The following is a 1,160-nucleotide window of genomic DNA, read 5'->3' as shown; positions in this document are numbered from 1 at the left end:
TCTACTCCTCTTTCGGAAAGATATTTAGCTATAACTGAAAAACATGAATCTACATCCTTCAGTTCTTCATCAGTAAAAGTTATCGTTGATATACCAAACTTAGAGAAGTATTCATTTCTTTTACCCATTTCTTTAGACCATTTTTTAGATAAGTCTTCATTAATATCTATCTTTTTTACATCTCTGATCCTATCTACAACCATATGCGTTGATGACGGACTTATCTCGAAACCCACGAGTTTATTCGTATATGGATTAAGTATTGTGTAATCAAGTCTATATTTGTGTTTAGCTTCTTTTCCTGCGTACCTCAACTCTGGGATTAAAAATGGCTCTTCATATGAATTGTCTGAATTTTTCAAATAATCTATATAACGATCTGCTATAGCTTTTTCATACTGCGAATTAGAAACTCTTTTTAAAACACTTCTATAAAATTGAACAAAATCCTTTGATGATTGAAATTTCATTGGTTCATCAGAATCCGGATCAATTAGCCCTGTATTCATAACATGCCTAATTGTCCAGAAATTGAAATCTGATCGTCTCATTTCAGATTTGTCGTTTACCCAGTCATCATTTCTCATTTCAGGAGAAATGAGTAATCCCCACACTAAATTTCCACTTCCAAACCAAATTGTCCAAAGAGATTCATCAGGTTTATGCCTTACTCTTTCTTTAAAATTTCGATAAAAATTACGGGTAAGAAATAATATTAGGTACTCTTTTAAGAGATGATCTTGGAGGGCATGCATTAAGAAATATTCACGATTAACCCTATTATAGGGAGCTTTGGGCTTTAGTCGTCCTAGAACAGCTTTTTCTCGTACACTTTTACCTAAACCGTCAATCCACATACTAATGAAATCATTGGGATCTAAAAAAACAGTGTTAACACTATCTACGTAAGTATTATTATTCGCTCCCATCATTGCATGAAATGAATGTATAGAACGAATACCTGTTATTTCTTCAAATCGAATTAATGCTTTATCTTGTAACAACTTCAAACGAGCTGTAAGTAACTGCTCTTTTTCTTCTAAAAATTTTTTATTGATACTTACTACGTCCATAATTACCTATTTCGTTATAACGCCGCGTTAAGGGGTGCAGGCACGCAATACAAAAGCTACCGCATAGTGCCGTAACCACCGAACTCA

The 1,160-nt window shown here is 33.5% G+C and carries 1 protein-coding gene; it reads right to left on the bottom strand.

The window, feature by feature from the left end; translation table 11 throughout:
• A partial coding sequence (locus M901_RS15465; RefSeq protein WP_021279151.1) for a hypothetical protein occupies positions 1–1,073 on the bottom strand: 1,073 nt, incomplete at its 3' end.
• Positions 1,074–1,160: the final 87 nt, after the last annotated feature.

This window comes from Bacteriovorax sp. DB6_IX (assembly GCF_000447775.1).
In the GTDB taxonomy this organism is placed as follows: Bacteria; Bdellovibrionota; Bacteriovoracia; order Bacteriovoracales; family Bacteriovoracaceae; genus Halobacteriovorax_A.
Note: the sequence above shows the minus strand (reverse complement) of the source record. Positions and strands in the feature narration are given on the sequence as shown.